Raw genomic sequence first — 21,336 nt, 5'->3', positions numbered from 1 at the left:
GGATAGTTATGGCGTTGCATGCTAAAAAGAGCACAAAAGACAAGTTGTATAAAGAATCATTACCAAAGTTTGAGATTCCAAAAAAATCAAATGATGCTTTTGAAGCATATCAAGAAATCAAAGATGAGTTGATGTTGGATGGTAACTCAAAGCAAAATTTGGCAACATTTTGTCAAACTCAAGTGGATGATTTTATCCACAAACTTATGGATGATTGTATTGATAAAAATATGATAGATAAGGATGAGTATCCACAAACTGCAGAGATAGAGTCAAGATGTGTCAATATACTGGCAAACTTATGGAACTCTTCAGCAGAAAATGCTATCGGTTGTTCAACTACTGGCTCATCTGAAGCGGCTATGCTTGGTGGTATGGCAATGAAGTGGCGCTGGCGAGATAAGATGAAGGCGCAAGGCAAAGATTACTCAAAGCCTAACCTTGTTACAGGACCTGTGCAAGTATGTTGGCATAAGTTTGCTAGATACTGGGATATCGAGCTTAGAGAAATCCCTATGTCCAAAGAGAGTCTAATAATGACACCAGAAACGATGCTTGAGTATTGTGATGAAAATACTATAGGTGTTGTGCCTACTTTGGGGGTTACATTTACAGGTCAGTATGAGCCTGTTGAGGCTATTTGCGAAGCTCTAGATGAATTTGAGAAAGAAACTGGTATAGACATTCCAGTGCATGTTGATGCTGCTTCAGGAGGGTTTCTGGCACCATTTATAGAGCCTAAGCTTAGATGGGATTTCAGGTTACCAAGAGTCAAGTCAATCAACTCATCAGGACATAAGTTTGGACTATCCCCTCTAGGGGTAGGTTGGGTTGTTTGGGTCGATAAGAAATATTTACCTCAAGATTTGATTTTCAATGTTAATTATCTTGGTGGAGATATGCCAACATTTGCTCTAAATTTCTCTCGTCCTGGAGGACAAATAGTTGCTCAGTACTATAATTTTGTCAAACTTGGATTCGAAGGTTATAAGAATATTCATAAGCTTAGTTATGATGTCTCAAAGTATATCTCTAAAGAAATCAAAAATATGGGTATCTTTGATATTATTCATGCTGGTAAAGGTGGTATACCAGCCGTGAGTTGGTCACTTAAAGCTAGCAAGAGTTATGATTTGTTTGATATCTCTGAAAAAATACGTGCCAAAGGTTGGCAAATAGCCGCATATTCGATGCCAAAGCATAGAGAGGATTTGGTTGTTATGAGAGTGCTAGTTAGAAGAGGTTTTAGCTTTGATTTGGCAGAGTTAATGATTCGCGACTTAAAAGATGTCGTTGATTCTTTAGAGAATAAATCTAAAGATATCGAAAGAGGTGGTTTTTCGCATTAGTAGTATTAGAAGATTTTGATTAATTTATCATAATAAATATTGCTATAATATGTTTGTTAATGAAAGTAAATTGTATTAAGAGTAGTTGGTAGTTTTATGTGTGGAGTTATAGGAGTCGCTGGACCAAATCAGGTTAGCTATGCATTATTTTATGGTTTAAGTCTTTTGCAGCATAGAGGGCAAGATGCTGCCGGTATCGCAACAATGGATGATGGTCATTTTTTCATGCGTAAAAATACAGGACTTGTAAGTGATGTATTTACAGATGAGAAGTTAGAAAAATCAAAAGGTAAAATGGGTATAGGACATGTGAGATATCCTACAGCTGGTAGCTTAGGAGCTGCAGATAGTCAGCCTTTTTACGTTAATAATCCTCATGGTATAGTTTTTGCACATAACGGAAATCTTACGAATGTTGATGAGCTTGCGCAGATGTTACATGATATCGAAAGACGCCATCTAAACACAACTTCCGATTCCGAATTGCTTCTGAATTTTTTTGCATGTGGTATGAATAAGTCCAAAGGTTGTCCAACGACAGAAGCTGTATATAAAGCATGTGAGTTTGTTTTTGAGCATGCTAAGGGTGGTTATGCTTGTACTGCGATGATAGCGAATTTTGGCTTAGTCGCTTTTAGGGATCCATATGGGATACGTCCTTTGATACTAGGTGTCAAGGAGTATGATAATGGTGAAAAAGCTTATATGGTTGCTAGTGAAAGCGTTTCTTTGGATATATCAGGGTTTAAGATACTAAGAGATGTTGAGCCAGGAGAGGTGATAATTATCACAGAAGATAGGCAGGTCCATTCTAAAATATGTGCAAAAAATCCAGTTTTAGCACCTTGTTTATTTGAGTATGTATACTTTGCACGTCCTGATAGTGTTATGAATGGCGTAAGCGTATATCAAGCTAGAGTTGATGCTGGTAAAGTTTTAAGCCAAAGAATCAAAGAAACTTGGAAAGATAAAGAGATTGATATTGTAATCCCGGTACCGGAGACAGGTAGAGCATCTGCTCAGGAGATTGCAACTGCATTAGGTGTTGAGTACCGTGAGGGGTTTGTCAAAAACCGTTATGTTGGTAGAACTTTTATCATGCCTGAAAATGTTGATAGAAAGAACTTCGTTAGAAGAAAGTTAAATCCAATACCAGCAGAATTTAAGGATAAGAATGTTTTGCTGGTTGATGACTCAATAGTTAGAGGTACAACATCTAAGCGAATTATTGAAATGGTTAGAGATTTAGGCGCAAAATCTGTATATCTTGCTTCTGTATCACCTGCTGTTTGTTATCCAAATGTCTATGGTATTGATATGCCTGTTAAGTCAGATTTAGTTGCTCATGGTAAGTCATTAGAGGAAATTCGCCAGTGGATTGGTGTTGATGGCCTTATATACTTGCCATTGACTGATCTTAAAGAGATTGTTCAAAAGCAAAATCCTGATATTACAGAATTTGAAGATAGTGTTTTCTCTGGTAATTATATTACAGGTGATGTCGATGAAGCATATTTGGATGAGCTAGAAAGACATAGAAAAGAGTTAAAAGAATTGGAAAAGAAATATAAAGGGTTTGATAGCTAATGATTAGGTTTTTTGAAGGGTTGAGTGCATTATCCCCGTTTAAAAGAGAGAAAATTTTAGCAGATGCTAAAAAGATATCTAATAAAGTTGAGTCTGTATCTACTCAATATATCCATGTAGTAGAACTTGAGTCAGAGTTAAGTAGTGAGCAAGAAAAAATAATTAAATCTTTACTTAACTACAATATAGAGTATGGTTCGACAGAGCCTAAGGGTCATACTTTTATTACGGCTCCAAGAGCAGGCACAATCTCTCCTTGGTCATCAAAGGCGACAGATATTATCCTTAATACGGGTATCAGTACCGTCAAGAGAGTAGAAAGAGCAGTTTTATTTGGTGTTGAGGGACAGGTTTCTGATAGTGAGCTAAGAGCTATAGAAAATTTAGTACATGATCGTATGGTTGAGGAAGTCTTTAGTTGTAGAGATGATTTACATAGATTATTTGGTGTTACTGCTCCAAAAGAACTTGAGTTTGTCAATGTCTTAGAGAATAGTGCCCAAGCTATCAAAGATGCCGATAAGAAACTTGGTTTAGCTCTAAGTGAGCAAGAGATTGACTATCTAGCAGATGAATATACAAAGCTTGATAGAAATCCTACAGATACTGAGCTATATATGTTTGCTCAAGCGAACTCGGAGCATTGTAGACATAAGATTTTTAATGCTAAGTGGACTATTGATAATCAAGAGCAAGACAAATCATTGTTTAAGATGATTCGAAACACTACTGAGAAATCTCCAAAAGGCGTGCTTTCAGCATATAAAGATAATGCTGCTGTGATAGAGGGCACAACGGCTCAGAGATTTTACTCAAATACTCAAACAGGTGTTTATAACTTCAATCAAGAAGAAGTTGATATCTTGATGAAGGTTGAGACTCATAACCACCCTACAGCAATTGCACCATTTAGTGGTTCGGCGACTGGTATTGGTGGTGAGATTCGTGATGAGGGAGCGACTGGTCTAGGAGCTAAACCAAAAGCTGGTTTGACTGGTTTTACAGTTTCAAATCTTAATATCCCAGGTTTTGAACAAGCTTGGGAGTCTACTAAGTACGGTAAACCTTATCATATTGTAACACCTTTACAAATCATGCTAGAGGCACCTATTGGTGGAGCTCATTACTCAAATGAGTTTGGTAGGCCTAATATAAACGGTTATTTCCGTACCTTTGAGCAAGAGGTAAATACTTCTGCTGGTAAAGAGATGTTTGGTTACCATAAGCCGATTATGATTGCCGGCGGTATGGGTAATATCAAGAGAATGCATGTTGAGAAAGGCGATATCAAAGTCGGTGCTAAGCTAATCTGTCTTGGCGGTCCTGCTATGCGTATTGGTCTTGGTGGTGGTGCTGCGTCATCTGTTGTATCTTCTGATACTAATTCAGAGCTAGATTTTGCATCTGTACAGCGTGATAATGCTGAGATGGAGCGTCGTTGCCAAGAGGTTATTGATAGATGTTGGCAAATGGGTGAGCATAATCCAATCACATTTATCCATGATGTTGGTGCCGGCGGTATTTCAAATGCGTTTCCTGAGCTTGTGAAAGATGGTAATGTCGGTGGTCATTTTGAGCTTAGAAAAGTGAATGTCGGCGAAGAAGGACTTTCTCCATTAGAAATATGGTCAAATGAGTCACAAGAAAGATATGTGCTATCTGTAGATCCGCAAAGCTTAGAGTTTTTTGAACAACTTTGTAATAGAGAGAGATGTCCATTTGCAGTAGTCGGTGAGGCAATCTCTGAAAAGCATATTACTCTAAATGATGAGTATTTCGATAATAAGCCAGTTGATTTACCAATGGGATTATTATTCGGTAATACTCCGCAAATGCATATTGATGTTAAAACTGTCAAAGTAGAACAAGATGCTTTTGATACAAGTTCTATCAAGCTTGATGATGCGATTGAAAGAGTGCTAAAAGTACCGGCTGTAGCTTCTAAATCTTTCTTAATCACAATTGGCGATAGAAGTATTACAGGTATGGTTGCACGCGATCAAATGGTTGGTCCATGGCAAGTGCCGGTTGCAGACTGTGCTGTGACAACTGCTACAGTCGATAGTCAAGCAGGTGAAGCAATGGCAATGGGTGAAAGAACTCCTGTTGCAGCTATTAATGCAGCTGCTTCTGGTAGATTGGGAATTGCTGAGACTGTAACAAATCTACTAGCTTCTGATATTGAGAAACTAAGTGATATTCGCCTATCTGCAAATTGGATGGTTGCTGCAAATCAGGGCGATGAAAATCAAAAGTTATATGAGACTGTAAAAGCTGTTGGTATGGAATTTGCACCAGAGTTAGGCATTGCAATACCAGTTGGTAAAGACTCAATGTCAATGAAAACTAAATGGTCAGATAATGGTCAAGCTAAATCTGTTACATCGCCTTTATCGTTAGTGATCTCAGGTTTCTCACCCGTGACAAATGCACGTAAGACTCTTACCCCCGTTTTAGTTGATGATAATGATACAACTCTTTTGCACATTGACCTATCTAATGGTGCTGGTAGACTTGGAGCTTCATGTTTAGCTCAAGCTTATAATCAAGTTGGCAATGTTGCACCAGATGTTGAAGCAAGTAAGTTAAAAGTGCTATTTGAAAATATCACAAAGCTAAAAGCTGAAAGTAAAATCTTAGCATATCATGATGTATCTGATGGCGGTGTATTTGCAACTTTAGCAGAGATGTCATTCGCTGGGCGTAAAGGTTTAGATATCAAGCTAGAGACTCAAGATACATTAGCAAAACTCTTTGCTGAAGAAGTTGGGGTTGTTATCCAAGTTAAAAATAATGATGTAGAATTAGTTGAAGGAATATTTAAAGATACTCAAATTCACCTGTGTGCAATAGCTAAACTAAACTCTAGTGATGAGTTAAACATCTATGCAAATAGTGAGAAAGTATACTCAAATACGCGTGTAAACTTACAAAGATGGTGGGCTGAGACTTCTTATCAAATCCAATCAATCCGTGATAATAGCGAGTGTGCTAAACAAGAGTTTGATAGTATCTTAAATACTAATGATAAAGGTATCCATGTTGAGGCAACATTTGATCTTGAAGAAGATATTACAGCTAAGTTTGTCAATGTTGAGAAGCCAAAAGTTGCAATCTTAAGAGAGCAAGGTGTCAACGGTCAAGTTGAGATGGCAGCAGCATTTACTACGGCTGGTTTTGAGGCTCATGATGTGCATATGTCAGATTTGCATGCTGGGCGTGTAACTTTAGCAGATTTCAAAGTATTGGTGGCTTGTGGTGGTTTCTCTTATGGTGATGTTTTAGGAGCTGGCGGTGGCTGGGCGAAGAATATCTTATTTACAGAGAAGCTAAGAGATGAGTTTAGCAGATTCTTTGGTCGTAATGATACTCTAGCACTAGGCGTGTGTAATGGTTGCCAAATGCTTGCTCAGCTTAAATCACTAATCAAAGGAGCTGAAAATTGGCCGATATTTATTAAGAATAAATCAGAGCAGTTTGAGGCAAGAGCTTCTATGGTAGAGATTCAAGAATCTGACTCTATTTGGTTTGCTGATATGGTAGGCACAAAAGCACCAATTGCTGTAGCTCATGGTGAGGGTCGTCCTTTATTTGAAAACGATAGTCAGCAACAAGCTATGTTAGCAAGTTCGCAAGTAGCTCTTAAATATATCGATGGGCAAGGTCAAGCAACAGAAATGTACCCATATAATCCAAATGGTGCAGTAAACGGTCTAACAGCTGTAACAGCTCTAAATGGTCGTGTACTTGCAATGATGCCACATCCAGAGCGTGTCTATAGAGCGATTACAAACTCGCATATCCCAGCAGAGTATGATGAGTATTCTGTTTGGATGAGAATGTTTAGAAATGCAAGGAAGTGGGTTGGTTGATGAAAGTAGTATCTTTTTTTTCAGGAGCTGGAGGACTTGACTTAGGGTTTGAGAGAGCTGGATTTGATATTATTTGGGCAAATGAATTTGATAAGGAGATATGGGAAACCTATGAGAAAAATCATCCAAATACAATTTTAGATAGAAGAAGTATAGTAAATATACATGAATCTGAAGTTCCTGATTGTGATGGTATAATAGGAGGACCACCTTGTCAGAGTTGGAGTGAAGCCGGCTCTTTAAGAGGTATAAAAGATAAAAGAGGTCAACTTTTTTTTGATTTCATAAGAGTACTAAAAGCTAAACAACCTAAGTTTTTTTTAGCTGAAAATGTAAGTGGAATGTTAGCACCAAGGCATACTGAGGCACTAACTAACATAAAGCAAATGTTTGAAGATGCTGGCTATAATCTTTCATTTAAATTATTGAACTCATCAGATTATAAGGTTCCTCAAGATAGACAGAGAGTTTTCTTTGTTGGTATCCGTAAAGATTTAGGATTTAACTTTAATTTTTCAACTGATACATATCCAAAGATTACCCTTAAGGATGCAATTTGGGATTTAAGAGAGAGTGTAATTCCCGCTTTGCCTCTTAATAACACTAACGGAGATGGATGTGAAGTAACAAATCATGAGTATATGACAGGTGGTTTCTCGTCTATTTATATGTCTAGAAATAGAGTAAGAAGCTGGGATGAACAGTCTTTTACAATTCAGGCTGGAGGTCGTCATGCACCTATACACCCACAAGCACCTAAAATGGAGTTTGTAGAGCAAAATCATAGGATTTTTGTTCCTGGTAAAGAGCATTTATATAGAAGATTAAGTGTTCGAGAGTGTGCAAGAATACAAACCTTCCCAGATGATTTTGTTTTTTATTATGATAAAGTTGCTGCAGGATATAAGATGATTGGTAATGCAGTGCCTGTTAAGTTAGCAGAATTTTTAGCAAAATGTATCAAATTGCAAATATGTAAGCAGAATGAGAGGAAAGTGATTTGACAAATATTTCAGAAGCAATTGTAAATATAGTTAAATATCGTGACTATAGTATAAAGCAAATGTATACAGGTAGAAATAGAGCAAATAGTGTAGGAGACGCATTAGAGAAGTATATAAAGGATGCTTTTGCAGGAACTCTTGGCTCTGAGCATTCAGAAGAAGATAAACTAAATATTTATAGTGAAAAATTTTCATGGCTAGGGTCTCAAAATAATCCTCCTGATATTATGATAAAAGGGGGTGATGCTATTGAGGTTAAAAAAACACAAAGTGCAAATAGTAGCCTAGCTCTTAATAGTAGTTACCCCAAGGCTGACTTAAGAAGTTCAAGCCCAATGATTACAAATGAGTGTAGAGCTTGTGAAGATTGGGATATTAAAAATTTGATATATTGTGTTGGTCATACAGATGATAGTGAATTAAAGTCTCTATGGATGGTTTATGGCTCTATATATGCAGCAAAACAAGAAACTTATGAGAGAATAAAGAATACTATATCAGATGGTATTAAAGAGGTTCCGGATGTTGTTTTTTCTGAGACTAAAGAGCTTGGTAGAGTAAATAAGGTTGACCCTTTAGGTATTACTAACTTAAGAATCAGAGGGATGTGGCAAATTGAGAATCCTAGAAAAGTTTTTGATTATTTACATATTCAAGGTAATAGTAAATTCGAGTTAGTTTGTATAATTCCAATAACTGATTATTATAAGTTATCTGATACTAGCAGAACTAGCCTTGAGAGCTTGAACATTGATGGTTTTACTATAGAGGATAAAAAGGTAAAAGACCCAAATAATCCTGCAAAGTTAATAGAATGCAAGCTAATAAAATTTTTTATCTAAAGAAATTTTTTGTTTACTTTTGCGGTAAAAGGGTAAGATTGTAGTTAAGAGAGTTCGTTATCAGCACTATCCCGTCAGTCTGCGACTGCCACCCCTTCATAAATGAAGGGGAATCTTTTAACTTTAGTTTACTAATCAACAATATGTTAAAATACTAATTGAGTATTTTAAATCTTTGATTTTCAATTGCTCGTTTTTTACTGAAGATATTGAAGTTAACCCTGAAGAGGGTATAGTTTGGTAAGTGGTATTTGCAGAAATAGGTTTTTAAAATCTATTTCTTAGATTCCGCGGTCAAACCTGACGGAATGACATACCACTTTTGATATAGTTACACCTCTTCACAAACAACGAAGGGGTATTGTTATGATTACAATCAAAAATGATAATTTATTAGTAGAGGTTAGTGAGCTAGGTGCCGAAGTTCGCGCTGTTATTAATACGGCAACAGAGCATGAGTATATGTGGTCTGGAGATGGTCGCATATGGGCTGGAGTATCTCCGGTACTATTTCCAGTAGTTGGGAAATCTCATGGTAATAAGATCAAATACCAAGGTAAAGAATACCCTATGGGTAATCATGGACTTGCTCGCCATACTGTATTTGATATTGTTTTACATAGTGAAAACAGTGTCATCTTAGCTATGGAGACTACCAAAGAAGATTATCCATTTAGACTAAGATTTGAAGTCACATACACCCTTGAAGCGAATAAACTTCTCACAGAGTACAATATTATAAACCTAGAGGATAGTGTTGCATCATGTGGCTTTGGAGCTCATCCAGCATTTGCTTGTCCTTTTGATAACAAGCATAAATTTAGTGATTATGAGATTACATTCTCTGAGCAAAAATTAGATTTTCATCCTATTACACCAGAGGCATTTTATACTAGTGAAACCAAGCATTTCAAACTATCTAAAATTGAACTAGATAATCATACTTTTGATAATGATGCTCTTGTGTATAGTGGTTTCACAGATAAACGAGTCAGATTAGCTGAGAAAGGTTCAGAGCGTTATATTGAAGTTACTTTTGATGGCTTTGAATATCTTGGTTTATGGTCAAAACCTAAGGCTAATGCACCCTACGTATGTATTGAGCCGTGGTGTGGTAGAAGTGATACACTAGGTATGGATGTTGATATTGAGTATCGTATAGGTAATATTGAGATAGAGTCTAAACAGGCTTTTTCTCGCTCATATACTATAGAGTTTGGTTACTAATTATATTTATTTACGATAATGTTGTAATGTTGAGGCTATTCTAGTATCTTTTTTAAAAATATCTAAGCGTTAGTTGGTAATTTGTTTGGATATTCATTTGAATTATTAACTTTTAAGCTAAAAATAAGGAGATAGTGTGTTAGCGAACACTCTAGGAGTTGGTGGAGATATCCTCGTGATAATCGCCTTCTTCCTATTACAAACAAATCGTGTCAAATCTAGTGATTTAAGTTACTTACTTTTAAATATAATAGGCTCTCTAGGAGTGCTATTCTCACTGATGTATTACTGGAATCTACCGTCATTTATTATTGAGACTTCATGGGTTGCTATTAGTTGTTGGAGTTTATACAACTATCTGAAAAAGAGAGCTGTAAGCTAGTCATTATTGAATATTAGCTAAAATTTAGCATTCAGAACATTTAGGCATGAAATATCTATGATAATAGTCGTAGTCAGGGTTTAAGTTTACATCTGCCGGACTGGTTTGATTGTAAGTAATATACTCCAGAGTGTCTAGATATCTACCTATAAGAATAAAACCTTCATCATCAGGTTTTAGACGTCTTTGTCCAAAGGGTTTGAGGAATCCTACTGGTGCCATATCTTTGCGGATACTTTTGGTCGCTGCAAATTTCACCACGCTATCATTTATTTCTTCAGCACTAGCATTAGCATATTTAGGTCTATATGACATTTGCATTTCTTTTTGGACTGAGCCAATACCTTTGCAAGTTATCTCATCAGTTACTAGCTTCAGATCTACAGTTTTAGTTGGAGCGGTTGTTTCAAACAGGATGTTTACACAGTTTTCATATTTATGATTACCTATATGTATTTCAGGTATGAGCTTATAAGCAAGTAATTTCTCCTGTGAAGCACCATTATTATTATCGTTATGTAAAATAATTTCTTGATCTAAATTAATTCTTGCAGGTAGGAGGAGGGTGTCATTAGGATATACATCATCTGTTAAATATACATTGCCAAAGAAGTCGACATAATATGTTTCATAGTATTTATCTATGATTTTGTTTTTGTCATTCTTAACAGTTACTAAATACTGGCATTCTGAGTTATTGCTGTTGCAATATTCAATATCGACATCAATAAAAATAGACTTATCTGCTTTTAGTGCAGTTCTTTTGTAGTGGTACTGAGTATCGGGTTGCATAGATATGTAATCACTACCGTTAATTATAGTTGTAGAACAGCCGGATAATAATATTATTGAAATTAAAGCAAAGGTTACTTTTTTCATAAGTTTTATTTTGTGATAGACATAAGAACATTCTTATAGATTATAGGAGCCTCTGAGTTAAGAGTTTCTTTCAAGTTTTCTTTGACAAGCCCAACTCCTTTACAATAGGTTTCTAAGCTTTGAGTTTTTTCAACTTGTTTTTTGTATGTGACAACTGAGTTAGCTTCTAATTCTATACAGTTCTCATAGTCTTTACCGTTAACAGTCAGTTTAGGAATTTCTTTTTTAAATTCATAAGTATTTGAGAACTGGCTATTGCCTATAGTTATATTTTCTTTTCTAAGCTTGTTGAACTTTATATTGGCTGGTAAAAGCAGAGTTTCTTTGTCAGTATTAGGATGCTGAATATAGACGTCACCATTGTTTTTTACGGTATAACTATACTCATATTTTGATTGAGTTATTTCTTTTCCAGAAGGATCTTTAATTTCGCTGACATATTTGCATGATGTTTTATCATTGTTACAGCTTTCTATTTTTGTTTGAACTAGAAAATTATCTTCATCATTGGCTTCAATACGTTGGAAATTATATGTTGTACCAACATCTGTTGAAATGTAGTCACTACCTTTTAGCTCTGAGCTATAGCCTGTAGATGCTAGAGTCATAATTGCGACTGATGATAATATAAGCTTTTTCATGCTATCTCCTTTTGCTAGGCAATCCATTTTGATTTGTATATTGAATACAATAGGTATTTTTAATCATAATCTTTAAGATAATATTATAGCAAATGAGTTGAAAAAAATTAGTAAAATCGTCGAAGAGTAATATTTATAAAAATGTTGACAATATAGTTCTATTTGAGAAAATTAAGATATATTTATGTTCAATCAAGTAAATCATTGTATACAGTGTCTTCTGAGTTTTAGTATTTAGTTTTGAGTCCGAGCTGATCAGAGTGCTTATACATGTTTGTCAAATAGGGTAGTAAAATGATAAAAAGGTATGATGTAGCAGAAATCTCAAAGATTTGGGCAGATGAAAATAAGTATGCAAAAATGCTTGAGGTTGAGTTGGCAATTCTTGAAGCTTTGGAAGACAAAATGGTGCCTAAAGGCACTGCAGCAGAGATTCGTGCTAAAGCAGAAATTAGACCTGACAGGGTTGATGAGATCGAGAAAGTTACTAAGCATGATATTATAGCTTTTTGTACTTCTATTGCTGAGCAGTTCACTGCTGAGACTGGTAAGTTTTTTCATTTTGGTGTTACATCTTCAGATATTATTGACTCAGCACTTAGCTTGCAGATTCGTGAGTCTATGGACTACGTTGTTAGAGATCTAGAAGCATTGTGTGATTCGTTACTAGCAAAGGCTCAAGAAACAAAAGAAATCATTACTATGGGTAGAAGTCATGGTATGTTTGCAGAGCCTATGAGCTTCGGTCAGAAGTTTTTAGGTGCTTATGTTGAGTTTAAACGTAGACTAAAAGACCTTAAAGACTTCCAAAAAGATGGTTTGACAGTGCAGTTCTCAGGTGCGGTAGGTAACTACTGTATTTTAACTACAGAAGATGAGAAAAAGGCTGCAGATATCTTAGGTCTACCAGTTGAAGAAGTTTCTACTCAAGTTATCCCAAGAGATAGAATCGCTAAATTAATTTCTATTCATGGGCTTATTGCTTCTGCTATTGAGAGATTGGCGGTTGAGATTAGACATTTACACAGAAGTGATGTTTTTGAAGTGTATGAAGGTTTCTCTAAAGGTCAAAAAGGCTCTTCAACTATGCCACATAAGAAGAACCCTATCTCTACAGAAAATCTAACGGGTATGGCAAGAATGTTAAGATCACATGTATCTGTTGCATTAGAGAACTGTGTATTATGGCATGAAAGAGATATCTCTCACTCTTCAGCTGAGCGTTTTTACTTACCAGATAACTTTGGTATTATGGTTTATGCTTTGCGTAGAATGAAAAACACTATTGATAACCTTGTGGTTCAAAAAGATATCATCGAGGATAGAGTTAGAAGCACAAGCGCATACTTATCAAGTTTCTATCTACACTTCCTAGTAGCAAACACACCATTTATGCGTGAAGATTGCTACAAGATTGTTCAACAGGTTGCTTTTGATCTTAAACAAGGAGAATCATTCTCTAAAAACTTGCAGAAAGTAATGCAAGATGAACACAACATTATCCTAAATGTTCCAGAAATGGACTTCGAGGGTATCAAAAAGACTTATCTAAAAGAAATTGATAGTGTATTTGAAAGATCAATCAAAAGTTAAGGATAATCTATAACACTTTTCTAATCGTCTCTTAACTATAAATATATCCAAGTAGTATCATTACATAAAATTAATATCCCAGTATAGACATTATTTAAAACAATATTATACTAAAGTAGTATATTCACCTTGATGTTGTACTCTACTTATTATGTTGTATAAACAAATTAAAACGGTTTTAAAAATTCCTAAGCATACTGTCTATATACTCATAATATATAGTTTATTACTAGGTTTTTTATCGCTGACAATACCTGTATCAGTTCAGACACTAGTTAATCTTGTTGGTGTCAGTTTGTCTATTAGACCTGTTATATCACTTATTACTATTTTATTTATTTTACTAACAGCAGCTTTTTTTGTGAGAATTTTACAGTTAAAACTTGTTGAAGATATCCAAAGAAAAGTCTTCGTAGATGTTGTCTTACGCGTGATGACAGCTATTTATAGAGTTGATTTTAACAAGTTAGATAAGATAAATGTTCGGGAAAAGATTAATAGAGCGTTTGAACTCAAGTTCTTGCAAAAATCCGTATCAGTTATATTTATAATACTTCTTGATATATTTCTGCAAACTCTTTTTTGTGTGATTGTTTTAGCATTTTATCATCCGCTATTTTTGGTATTTGATATTTTGCTTATTACCTGTATTGTATTATCCATTTTTGTTCCTATGAGGGCTGGCTATAATGCGGGAGTGAGAGAGTCTAGCAAAATATATAGTATAGTTGACTCTTTGGAAGAGAAGACGGCTGAGTTTCTGTCATTCAAGCAGCGTCCTTTAGAAAATTCTATAAACAAAGTAGATGCTAAGTTATGTGGCTATATCGAAGCTAGATCAAGTTTTTTTGGTGTGGTTCTTAGACAGCATATCTATATAGGCTTAACGTACATCTTCATAAATATATTGCTGTTGGGTATTGGTAGTTACCTAATCATAAACGGTCAGCTATCTATTGGTCAATTAATCGCTGCAGAAATATTGGTAAATATAGTTCTACTGGGGTTATTGAAATTTAGTCAATATCTCTATGATTGTTATGGCTTCATGGTAGCTGTACGTAAAATATTAGATCTACTTGAGATTTCTGAAGGACAAAAAGAGAGTATACAACACAAAGAAGCTAGTATAGTTAATACAATTTCATCGATTGATATCAGTGTCTCTGACGATCAAAGATATTATCTTGATTATGAAAAAGACAACTTTCACCAGCTATGTTTATCAGTAGGTGGTGCTCAAAAAATACTAGATTCATTCTTTGACGATGATTCTTTGGGAGTGATAAAGCTTAATAGTATTTGTTTGAATAACTATAGTAAAAAAGAAGTAGCTAAAAAAATTCATATAGCTAGCGGTATTGAAATTATTGCCGGTACAGTATTAGATAATCTCTGCGAAAGTGACTTTTCTCAAGAGAGACTGAGCTATCTAAGCGAACTTCTTGATGCTTTTGATGTGAAGTTTCTCGAGAAATATTTTGAAATGGAAATTGATTCTCAGACTATAAAATATAATCTAGAATTTAATACCTTAGTAGTATTGAAAATGAACTTGATAAGAGCCATTTTGAAGCAGCCTAAATTGTTGATATTGGTTGATTCGTATGGTTTAACAAATAGAAACGGTGATATGGCGATTACGAACATACTTCGTAAAATAGCGTTACCAACCTTAATTATATCTATTCAGTAGGTGACTTATTATGCAGTTAAAATCATCTGAAATGCTTAGGAAAGATCCTAGTTTTAAAAAGATTATATTTTTAGTTTTATTAAGTATCATAGCAGTTGGTGTTATCTTGGCTATTATTCCTTGGCAGCAAACTGTTGATGGTTATGGAGATGTGACAACCTTATCACCGTCTGAACGTCAACAAAATATTTCTGCTCCAATAGGTGGTAGGTTAGGCAAATGGTATGTGTTTGAGGGCGATGCTGTTAAAAAAGGAGATCCTATTGTTGAGGTACTAGATCTTGATCCTGAGGTTGTCTCACGCTTAGAAGAAGAAAAAGCAGCGATAGAGTTAGGTGTTAAATCTGTTAAGCTGGCTATTAAAAATACTCAAAACAATATCGAAAGACATAAGTATCTAATAGATAAAGGAGCGAGTACTCAGAGGATATATGAGCAAGCTCAGATGGAGATGGTTAATTACACACAAGAATTATCAAAGCTTAATGTGGATCTAGCAAAAGTTAAGGTCCAGATAGCTCGTCAACAAAGTCGATTAGTTAAAGCGCCTACTGATGGGGTAATAATGGATCGTATCCATGGTATGGGTGGAGTGATTGTAAAAGATACTGATGTGCTAGCGACAATTGTGCCAGAGAGTAAGTCTAGAATAGTTGAGTTGTGGATCAACAGTATGGATGTTCCTCTTGTCAAAGTTGGTGATAAGGTAATGCTACAATTTGAGGGGTGGCCAGCAGTTCAGTTTAGTGGTTGGCCACAAGTCGCTATAGGTACTTTTGAAGGAGAGGTTATATTCATTTCTCCTCAAAATAATGCTCAAGGACAGTTTAAAATATTTGTTAAGCAAAGCGGAAGTAGAGATTGGCCATCGCCAGATGTATTAAGGTTAGGTACCAAAGTACATGGTTGGGTATTGCTTAATGATGTTAGTCTGGGTTATGAGTTATGGCGTAGATATAATGGTTTCCCTATAAATCTAAACAGTAGTCAGCTACATATAGGTGTCAAAAAAAGTGAACCGGTGCTCAAGCCAGCAACGATAAAAGAACAAATTCAGAACCAACCATCTAATATAAAATAGTAGTCGTATATCTTTCTTTATCATTATGAGTATTCTATAATTTAGGAGTATTTGTTTCTAATGATTTATTTAGGTGTTTAAATGGATAAAAAACTAGTAAAACATATTGCTAAGCTATCTTGTTTTGATTTGAATGAGCAGCAGTTAGAGCAATATACTCAAGATCTTACCAATATTTGTGAGATTCTTGATGCCGTCAAGAATTTTGATGCTAATGGAGTTACGCCGATGGTTTCTCCAATTAGTGTTGATTTTAAATTTCGTGAAGATATTCCTCAAGATCAAGATAATCGAGCAAGTTTTGATAAATTTGCTTGTGAAGTAGTTGATGATTATTTTATGGTGCCACAGGTTGTTAAATAGGGTGAGCAATGTCATATATTAAAAAATTGAGAGCAAGGTTAGATAGTGGTGAAGTCACAACAGTTGAGCTGACTAAGCAATATCTAGCAAAAATAAAAGACCAAGATAAAACCATAAACTCTGTAATTACAATATGTGAAGCAGAGGCACTAAAAGAAGCAGAAAATGCTGATGCTATTATTTCTGCAGGTAAGCAAAGTTTGTTGACTGGTATACCTATTTTGCATAAAGATCTTTTTTGTACAAAAGGTATCAAAACAACAGCAGCTTCTAAGATGTTAGATAACTTCGTAGCTCCATATCATTCAACAGTTACAAAAAACTGTAAAGATCAAGGTATGGTAACTCTTGGTAAGTTAAATATGGATGAGTTCGCTATGGGCTCAACTAATGAGCATAGCTATTATGGAGCTGTTAGTAATCCTTGGGACTTGGAGAGAGTACCAGGTGGATCTTCAGGTGGTTCAGCAGCTGCGGTAGCTGCAGGATTTGTTCCTGTTAGTACAGGTTCAGATACTGGTGGATCTGTGAGACAGCCTGCGAGTTTTTGTGGTCTAACAGCTATGAAGCCAACTTATGGAAGTACTTCAAGATTTGGTATGGTAGCTTTTGCATCATCTTTTGATCAAGCAGGTATTTTTGGACATTATGCAGAAGATGTAGCTATTATGTTGGATACTATCTCTGGAGAGTGTCAGTATGATTCTACCTGTGTTGGTGTAAAAGAAAATCATTTTACACAAGATTTAGAGAAAGATATCGCAGGTAAAGTAATTGGTGTTGATGAAAGTTTGATCAAAGACCTGCCAGCACAAATACAAGAAGCTGTGTCAAAAACTCTTGATAATTTCAAAAAGCTAGGAGCCGAAATAAAGTCAGTTAAGATCCCTGACTTAAAAGAGGCTCTTTCAACTTACTATATCATAACACCAGCAGAAGCAGCTGCTAACCTAGCTAGATATGATGGTATTAGATATGGCTACCGTAATCCAGAAGCTAGAGACTTAGATGAATTATACAGAAAATCTCGTACTGATGGTTTTGGTGAAGAGGTTAAGCGTAGAATTATGATAGGTAACTATGTGTTAGCATCAAGTCAGTATGACTCTTATTATAATAAGGCTCAGCAGCTACGTAAGGTAATGACTGATCAAATTAATCAAATATTTGAGCAAGTTGATGTTATATTCATGCCTGCAGCTCCAAGTGAAGCTTTCAAAAAAGGCGATAAGTTAGATCCTGTTTCGGCATATCTATCAGATATTTATACTATACCAGCTAATATATCAGGTCTACCAGCAATAGCTTTTCCGATTGGTTTTGCTAATGATTTACCTGTTGGTGGTCAGTTCATGGCTAAAGCATTTAATGATAATGTTTTGACACAAATGGTCACACAATATCAAAATAGTTATGGTATTGAAGAATTTATTTTAGAACAAGCGAGGATTTAATAGTGAATTGGGAAATGGTGATAGGGCTAGAGGTCCATATTCAGTTAAGTACTAAATCTAAGCTGTTTTCGACTTCTGCAACAAAATATGGGCAGCATCAAAATACTCAGGCTGCATTTTTAGATTTAGGTTTGCCAGGAACTTTGCCTGTAGTAAATAAAGAAGCTATTCGTAAGGCTGTTATATTTGGTTTAGCTGTAGATGCTAAAATATCAAAGGATAGTTTCTTCGCACGTAAGAATTACTTTTATCCAGATTTACCAAAAGGCTACCAGATTAGTCAATCTCATAATCCAATAGTACAAGAGGGTAATCTAGAGATTGAAACTTCTAATGGAACCAAAACTATCAGAATTGAGCGAGCTCATCTAGAAGAAGATGCTGGGAAATCAGTTCATGGTTATGTAGCTGGCGAGACAGGATTAGATTATAACCGTGCAGGTACACCACTTTTAGAAATAGTTACATATCCTGATTTTAGGTCATCTGAAGAGGTGGTTTCTTATCTTAAGAAGCTTCATCAGCTAGTCAAACATTTGGGTATATGTGATGGTAATATGCAAGAAGGCTCGTTTAGATGTGATGTCAACTTGTCAATTAGGCCACAAGGCCAAGATAAGTTTGGTACTCGTGCAGAACTTAAAAACATAAACTCTTTTAGATTTATTGATAAAGCGATTGAGTATGAATATGCTCGTCAAATAGCTGTGCTAGAGTCTGGAGGAGAAGTTGTTCAAGAAACTCGTCTATATGATGCTGATGCAAATGAAACACGTTCAATGCGTGCAAAAGAGGATGCTTTTGATTATCGTTATTTCCCAGATCCAGATTTATTACCGTTGGTAATAACTGATGAATATATCGAAAGTATCAAAAAGCAGATGCCACTCAAGCCAGAAGAGCGTGAAGCAGCCTATCGTGAGCATTTAGCTGATCAAGAAGTTGAGTTTTTATTATCAAATCTTGAGATAGCAGATTACTATGATCAGGTAGCGACTGTGATAGGTTATAAGCCAGCGTATAACTGGATAACAGTTGATCTAATATCAACTCTTAATAGAGCGGAAAAAGAGTTTTCAGCAGATATAATCCCTGCTGAGATTCTATTAGAGATTATTGATAATGTCCAAAAAGATGTTATCTCACAAGCGAATGCTAAGAAAGTCATAGCAGAATATATTGAGTCAGCTACATCTGTTGCTAATATTATCGAGAAACTAGGTTTGAAACAAGTATCAGATGAGGGTGCAATAAGAGAGCTAGTTCAAGGTATAATTGCTGCGAACCCTCAACAAGCTGCTGACTTTAAAGCTGGTAAAACTAAGCTTATGGGCTTTTTCGTAGGTCAGGCTATGAAAGCTAGTAAAGGCAAGGCAAATCCTAAGCAAGTTAACCAAATAGTTCAAGAAGAGCTTAATAAATAAAATAGGAAAATCAAATGAATACAAATAAATTTTACTATCATCTTATGAAGCTAAATGTTTTGAGTAGTGACTATGTTGATGATAGTTATAAAGTTGCTTGGAAAGGAAATGTATACCCATTTTTTCATGATAGTAAGTATGAGTTTCATTATGAGGTTGCAAAATACTTTGACAGAGCTGATGAGAAAACTATAGATAAGCTTTGTTCTTTATTAGATGATTATATTGATGAGAAAACCGACTTTTCTAAGTTTGAAGAAAAGGTTGAAAAGGTAGTTGGTAAGGGAAATGTTTTTTATGTCCTTGATTATATTTTTAAGTCAGGCCAATACCAACAACTTTTGGAAAATGTTAAATTGAATAAAATGCACTTTAGCCAACATTTTATTGATCGTTTTGTCGCTGGTGGCTATTTCGATTAAGTCTTCTATCTATATATTTATTCCTAAATACTCGTTAGCGATATATTCAAATAGCGCTTTATGCACTTGATAGGTTGGATGGACACCATCCCAGAATATATATTCTTGAGGATTATCACATAATTTACCGGTTTCAGCAGCTAAAATTGCACTAGTAATATCTGGAGTCAGAGGAATTTTACTCATATCTAGCTCTCCTGATGAAATATTCTCAGATTCTTGAAGTAGAACAGGCTTGGAGTTGCTTCTTAATAGGTTTTCATAAAAATCTTTTGGATTTTGACCATCTGGATTATAAGAGAAATAACCACCACTCCAACAACTTTGGTTGGTTTTGTTTGGGTTTATCGAAGTGTGATATTTTTTGTTGAAATTATCAGTATCATTAACAAGCATCTCGAATATTGGATTCATATCTACAAACTCTATATTAGTCTGATTTTCAGCAAACTGTTTTAGAATTTGGTTATGTAGCGAAGATACTTCTTTTAAGAGGTTTTGGTTACCTATATTTTTTGACTCTGGTGTCAATCCCAGATTAGGCAGTCCAATAACTAGAGTTTTTTGTGCATTCACAGTTTTGATAGCTGCTATAATCTTGTCAGTAACCTCGGTAGCAATATTCTTGAGAGAGTTAGGGTCTTGATTGGCTGATATTGTTAGATAGTCATTTGCACCAATAAAAAATATTGCTAGATTTTTAGCGGTATCGTGAGCCCCGTCATCTAGAGAATATGCTTGAAGCTCAGTACCTATTGTATAGGGTAGGCCAAGATCTGTCCAAGATGGCTCAAAGACAGCGGTAGCTCCTCCAACAGCATAATTACTGATTGGGATTTTATTTTCTAGAGTTCCACTTAACATCGTTGTCCAAACTGAGCCATTAGAAAACATACCTCTATAATAAGGAGTTGATCTTGGGATAATTCCATTTGTATAACCATATAAGTTGCCTGTATCGCTTAGACTATCTCCAAATATAAGTATTCTTTCTATGTCTTTGAGTTTTGAATTTTGTGGACTTGTGAATTTTGGACATGCGGAAATTGTAAATATAGGTATACGATATTTTAGTGTTGTTGTGTAGCTATGCCAACTATAGTCAAAATCATTATTTTGATGCTCTATAGCTATATCACCATTCAAATTATCAAAATTTGCACTATTAATAGTCCAACCATTTTTTAGATTATATTGTATTGAACCATTATATTGTAAATTCTCAGAATGGAAATTTATATCTATAGCTGAGTTGTAATCTACAAATTTATCATTGGTATACTGTCCAACATTGATATACTGATTTGTATCTAATACTTGGTTATTTATGGCGTTTCCAGTGCTATTTCCTGGAGATATACTGAATGATATTGGGGCTGAACAGTTATTCTCTATAATAATTTGTGATCTTGCATCGGCATAACATAATTCAGTTAAGGAAGTGGTTAACGTCCAAAAAACCAGACTAAGTTTTCTCATGTCTACAAAAAATAAACTAAATAATAGTAATACTTTAGCTT

17 protein-coding genes are annotated in these 21,336 nt (G+C 35.2%); 14 read left to right on the top strand and 3 right to left on the bottom strand.

Features of this window, described 5'->3' with window-relative positions; all coding sequences use genetic code 11:
* Nucleotides 1–8: 8 nt before the first annotated feature.
* From F3D59_RS06335 to F3D59_RS06305, 7 genes are all read left to right on the top strand, one after another.
* Nucleotides 9–1,349 (top strand): glutamate decarboxylase, encoded by a 1,341-nt coding sequence (locus F3D59_RS06335; RefSeq protein ID WP_150464214.1) that lies wholly within the window; start codon nt 9–11, stop codon nt 1,347–1,349.
* 96 nt (nt 1,350–1,445) lie between these two features.
* On the top strand, nt 1,446–2,936 hold the full coding sequence (gene purF / locus F3D59_RS06330; protein WP_146420943.1) for an amidophosphoribosyltransferase: 1,491 nt from the start codon (nt 1,446–1,448) through the stop codon (nt 2,934–2,936).
* Nucleotides 2,936–6,808, top strand: a complete 3,873-nt coding sequence (gene purL, locus F3D59_RS06325) for a phosphoribosylformylglycinamidine synthase (protein ID WP_150464213.1) — start codon at nt 2,936–2,938, stop codon at nt 6,806–6,808. The genes purF and purL overlap by 1 nt, the downstream gene beginning before the upstream one ends.
* Nucleotides 6,808–7,812 (top strand): DNA cytosine methyltransferase, encoded by a 1,005-nt coding sequence (locus tag F3D59_RS06320; protein WP_150464212.1) that lies wholly within the window; start codon nt 6,808–6,810, stop codon nt 7,810–7,812. Before purL ends, F3D59_RS06320 begins: the two co-directional genes overlap by 1 nt.
* Entirely contained in the window at nt 7,809–8,654 is an 846-nt protein-coding gene (locus tag F3D59_RS06315) for an NgoPII family restriction endonuclease (RefSeq protein WP_150464211.1), read from the top strand. Before F3D59_RS06320 ends, F3D59_RS06315 begins: the two co-directional genes overlap by 4 nt.
* A 366-nt stretch (nt 8,655–9,020) precedes the next feature.
* Nucleotides 9,021–9,881, top strand: coding sequence for an aldose 1-epimerase family protein (locus F3D59_RS06310; protein WP_150464210.1), 861 nt, complete (start codon nt 9,021–9,023; stop codon nt 9,879–9,881).
* Nucleotides 9,882–10,017: 136 nt separating this feature from the next.
* Entirely contained in the window at nt 10,018–10,263 is a 246-nt protein-coding gene (locus F3D59_RS06305; protein ID WP_150464209.1) for a CBU_0592 family membrane protein, read from the top strand.
* 24 nt (nt 10,264–10,287) lie between these two features.
* Here the strand turns inward: F3D59_RS06305 and F3D59_RS06300 are convergent, their stop codons facing one another.
* Together F3D59_RS06300 and F3D59_RS06295 are read right to left on the bottom strand one after the other, a co-directional pair.
* Nucleotides 10,288–11,142 (bottom strand): hypothetical protein, encoded by an 855-nt coding sequence (locus tag F3D59_RS06300; RefSeq protein ID WP_224721164.1) that lies wholly within the window; start codon nt 11,140–11,142, stop codon nt 10,288–10,290.
* Between the two features lie 5 nt (nt 11,143–11,147).
* Nucleotides 11,148–11,783 carry a hypothetical protein gene (locus F3D59_RS06295; protein ID WP_146420938.1) on the bottom strand — a complete coding sequence of 212 codons (636 nt, stop codon included), beginning with the start codon at nt 11,781–11,783 and terminating at the stop codon, nt 11,148–11,150.
* Between the two features lie 294 nt (nt 11,784–12,077).
* Here F3D59_RS06295 and purB point away from each other — a divergent pair, with 294 nt between their 5' ends.
* The 7 genes from purB to F3D59_RS06260 all read left to right on the top strand — a co-directional run bounded on the left by purB (nt 12,078) and on the right by F3D59_RS06260 (nt 19,816).
* Nucleotides 12,078–13,376, top strand: coding sequence for an adenylosuccinate lyase (purB, locus tag F3D59_RS06290; protein ID WP_150464208.1), 1,299 nt, complete (start codon nt 12,078–12,080; stop codon nt 13,374–13,376).
* Nucleotides 13,377–13,527: 151 nt separating this feature from the next.
* Nucleotides 13,528–15,072: an ABC transporter ATP-binding protein gene (locus F3D59_RS06285; RefSeq protein ID WP_150464207.1), complete on the top strand. Its 1,545-nt coding sequence runs from the start codon at nt 13,528–13,530 to the stop codon at nt 15,070–15,072.
* Nucleotides 15,073–15,082: 10 nt separating this feature from the next.
* The gene (locus F3D59_RS06280) at nt 15,083–16,153 is read left to right on the top strand and encodes an HlyD family secretion protein (RefSeq protein WP_013922289.1); all 1,071 of its coding nucleotides are present in this window, start codon (nt 15,083–15,085) and stop codon (nt 16,151–16,153) included.
* An 81-nt stretch (nt 16,154–16,234) separates the two neighbouring features.
* Nucleotides 16,235–16,516: an Asp-tRNA(Asn)/Glu-tRNA(Gln) amidotransferase subunit GatC gene (gene gatC / locus F3D59_RS06275; protein ID WP_013922290.1), complete on the top strand. Its 282-nt coding sequence runs from the start codon at nt 16,235–16,237 to the stop codon at nt 16,514–16,516.
* A gap of 8 nt (nt 16,517–16,524) precedes the next feature.
* Entirely contained in the window at nt 16,525–17,970 is a 1,446-nt protein-coding gene (gene gatA, locus F3D59_RS06270) for an Asp-tRNA(Asn)/Glu-tRNA(Gln) amidotransferase subunit GatA (protein WP_150464206.1), read from the top strand.
* A 2-nt stretch (nt 17,971–17,972) separates the two neighbouring features.
* Complete coding sequence (gene gatB, locus F3D59_RS06265) at nt 17,973–19,394, top strand: Asp-tRNA(Asn)/Glu-tRNA(Gln) amidotransferase subunit GatB (RefSeq protein ID WP_150464205.1); 1,422 nt, start codon at nt 17,973–17,975, stop codon at nt 19,392–19,394.
* A gap of 14 nt (nt 19,395–19,408) precedes the next feature.
* Nucleotides 19,409–19,816: a hypothetical protein gene (locus tag F3D59_RS06260; protein WP_013922293.1), complete on the top strand. Its 408-nt coding sequence runs from the start codon at nt 19,409–19,411 to the stop codon at nt 19,814–19,816.
* A gap of 9 nt (nt 19,817–19,825) precedes the next feature.
* Here the strand turns inward: F3D59_RS06260 and F3D59_RS06255 are convergent, their stop codons facing one another.
* Nucleotides 19,826–21,295: an SGNH/GDSL hydrolase family protein gene (locus tag F3D59_RS06255; RefSeq protein ID WP_150464204.1), complete on the bottom strand. Its 1,470-nt coding sequence runs from the start codon at nt 21,293–21,295 to the stop codon at nt 19,826–19,828.
* Between the last annotated feature and the right edge of the window lie 41 nt (nt 21,296–21,336).

Source organism: Francisella sp. XLW-1, assembly GCF_008711455.1.
In the GTDB taxonomy this organism is placed as follows: Bacteria; Pseudomonadota; Gammaproteobacteria; order Francisellales; family Francisellaceae; genus Francisella; species Francisella salimarina.
The sequence above is the reverse complement of the archived record's forward strand: the minus strand, read 5'-3'. Positions and strand labels throughout refer to the sequence as shown.